Raw genomic sequence first — 2,593 nt, forward strand, 5'->3', positions numbered from 1 at the left:
TCAAAAAAGTAGAGTATCGATATTGCTACTGGAGGTAAGAGCATAATAACTGCCATCACAACAATTGACATTCCATAATTTCTTAGTATGAAGTCAACCCTGTTCTCTTTTTTGTTATCTATGTATCTTTTATTCATTATTGTTACTTGGCATTGTTGTACATACGAAAATGTTCTATTATATTGATTTAATTATTATAGATTTATTAACGTCTTTGATAGATAATTATCATCCAAATCTAATTAAGTTCCTTAAATATCAGATATAACAATGTTAATAAGCTAGCAAGAGGATATTATGGAAAAACAAAAAACACAAGCATTTAAATGGTTCTGTGCACTAAGAGATAAGATTATAGAATCTTTCTTATTAATTGAAAAACAATCATCCGCAGAGCCAAAAATCGAAAAGAGAAAGTGGGATCGCCCAGGTGGTGGAGGTGGTGAATCTACAATTATTTTTGGTAATGTTTTTGAAAAAGTTGGAGTAAACGTTTCAAAAGTACACGGAAAATTTGCAGATTCAGCCATTAATGAAATTCCTGGTGCAAGTGAAAGTAACGGAGAGTTCTGGGCAAGCGGTATATCTTTAGTGTCTCATATGCAATCGCCCCTTATCCCTGCAGCACATATGAACACAAGGCTGATATATACTTCAAAACAATGGTTTGGTGGAGGAATGGATTTTACGCCAATATATAAAAATGAAGAAGATTGCAAGTATATTCATGAATCAATCAAAATGACATGTGATAGATTTGACACCGGATATTATCCAAAATTTAAAGAGCAATGTGACAACTATTTTTTCTTACAACACAGAAAAGAGCCGCGTGGTATTGGTGGCATTTTCTATGATAATCTGAGTTCTAGCAACTGGGAAAACGATTTTGAGTTCACAAAAGCAGTAGGTGAAGCCTTTTTGGAAATTTATTTGCACATCATACGTAAACATATACAAAAATCTTGGACAAAAGAACAACGAGAAAATCAATTAATAAAACGTGGCAGATATGTAGAATTCAATCTGTTATACGATCGTGGCACAAGGTTTGGTTTAATGACTGACGGCAATCCAGATGCAATTATGATGTCAATGCCGCCACTTGTTAAGTGGTTATAGAGAGCTGCTATTAGTAGAAAATAAATCATCATAGTTTAAAATTGTACCATGGTAGTGAGCTTTTATATAGGGGGTATAATCATGGGCATAATAGATAATTTTTTAATTAAATCTGTCAAAAACAATGACATAAAAGGTGTTAAACTGACTCTAATTCTCTATGATGCATTAAATAGTTTTAGAAAATTCTTTTCAAAGACTATGTCTCTCAAGAATACAGGATCATTTGATATAAATAATAATCAAGCTTTAAATCAGGCTTAAGGACATGCTACAGATCACAAAATAATGGAATTGCTGATTAATCGTGGAGCTGATATCCACTCAATAGATGAGAATGGAAAGAATGTTATAATTCGTGTTATTGAGAGTTTAGCAGAATCAAAAAATCTAAAATTGGATAGTGAGAAAAACTTACCAGCAGCAATCTTCACCCCACAGTTTCCTTTTTACTAGGAAAAGGCGCAGAGTATTATTCTACAAATGATTTGAATGTTGAAGCTATACAACAAAAACCTCCTAGAACCTCTGAATATGAGCCAATAACTATGTACGCTGAGGTGAACAACAATGTAATACCACCTCAAAAACCTTCTAGAACTTTTGAGTATAAGCAAAGAGCACTAATTATGATGCTTTGCCTTCAAAAGAGCCAATTTACGCTGAGGTGTATGATGCTAAGGTTAGTAACTCATTAGGGGAGAATGGTTATTTGAGTGTATCAGAAGAATCTATTTATGCTGAAATATATGATTCACATAAAAAATCCACTGAAAATTTATCATTGGAAGATAGTGGTTATTTGAGTATATCAGAAGAACCTATTTATTGCACTATAGATGATCTTTCAGAACAAAAAAAGCCTACTAGCCTAAAACAGAAAGAGCCAGAACAGTCGTCAGAACCTATTTATGCTAGGGTAGATTTGTCCAAGAAAAGAGCAGAAAGAAAAGCAAAAGACATAAAAGCTAATTCTGGAACTTGCCATGGGTTAGTGCAAGATAAAGTGAATGATTGGCAAGTGAAGCTAAATGAGCTAAGTGCTAATAAGTCGATAAGTCAGCAACAGACTAATGATCAAAAAATTAAGACCAAGGCTGGCTTTAGTGTAGAAGAAATAAGGCAGAAATATGAGCGTAGAGATTCTGGCTACGATTCTGGCTATGATTCCGATACAAAAGTTGAACAACAATTAGAATTAGCTCCTAAATCTGAGATAGGTTCAGTGAGTATTGAGCATGGAGTAATAGGAGGCTGTCGATATAAGATTACTGATATATCCCTCTAACTATGTGATTCAAAATAATTGAATTGACTTTATATATGTAATCGATATAACCTAGTTAGATTCAAGTTGACTCTTTCGTCTAGTGGTTAGGACACCACCCTTTCACGGTGGTAACACGGGTTCAAATCCCGTAAGAGTCACTCAAGTAGAATATAATTAAAGTTTTGAATGGGAAAAATTAGG

General features: G+C 33.6%; 4 protein-coding genes and 1 tRNA gene. All 5 read left to right on the forward strand.

From position 1 onward, the window contains the following. Positions 1-297: 297 nt before the first annotated feature. Positions 298-1,122, forward strand: coding sequence for an oxygen-dependent coproporphyrinogen oxidase (hemF, locus tag OZD62_RS01550; RefSeq protein WP_022626154.1), 825 nt, complete (start codon positions 298-300; stop codon positions 1,120-1,122). A gap of 48 nt (positions 1,123-1,170) precedes the next feature. Beyond that, on the forward strand, positions 1,171-1,386 hold the full coding sequence (locus OZD62_RS01555) for a hypothetical protein (protein ID WP_275019286.1): 216 nt from the start codon (positions 1,171-1,173) through the stop codon (positions 1,384-1,386). 24 nt (positions 1,387-1,410) lie between these two features. Next, on the forward strand, positions 1,411-1,578 hold the full coding sequence (locus tag OZD62_RS01560) for a hypothetical protein (protein WP_275019287.1): 168 nt from the start codon (positions 1,411-1,413) through the stop codon (positions 1,576-1,578). A 181-nt stretch (positions 1,579-1,759) separates the two neighbouring features. Then, positions 1,760-2,410 carry an ankryin gene (locus OZD62_RS01565; RefSeq protein ID WP_275019288.1) on the forward strand — a complete coding sequence of 217 codons (651 nt, stop codon included), beginning with the start codon at positions 1,760-1,762 and terminating at the stop codon, positions 2,408-2,410. A 68-nt stretch (positions 2,411-2,478) separates the two neighbouring features. After that, positions 2,479-2,550, forward strand: a tRNA-Glu gene (locus tag OZD62_RS01570). Positions 2,551-2,593 lie beyond the last annotated feature (43 nt).

It is taken from the genome of Wolbachia endosymbiont of Drosophila seguyi, assembly GCF_028981765.1.
GTDB classification, from domain to species: Bacteria; Pseudomonadota; Alphaproteobacteria; order Rickettsiales; family Anaplasmataceae; genus Wolbachia; species Wolbachia pipientis.

Coding starts and splice junctions, on each gene's coding strand:
- OZD62_RS01560 (WP_275019287.1), top strand. CDS start 1,411: ATGGAATTGCTGATTAATCGTGGAGCTGATATCCACTCAATAGATGAG.
- hemF (WP_022626154.1), top strand. CDS start 298: ATGGAAAAACAAAAAACACAAGCATTTAAATGGTTCTGTGCACTAAGA.
- OZD62_RS01555 (WP_275019286.1), top strand. CDS start 1,171: ATGGTAGTGAGCTTTTATATAGGGGGTATAATCATGGGCATAATAGAT.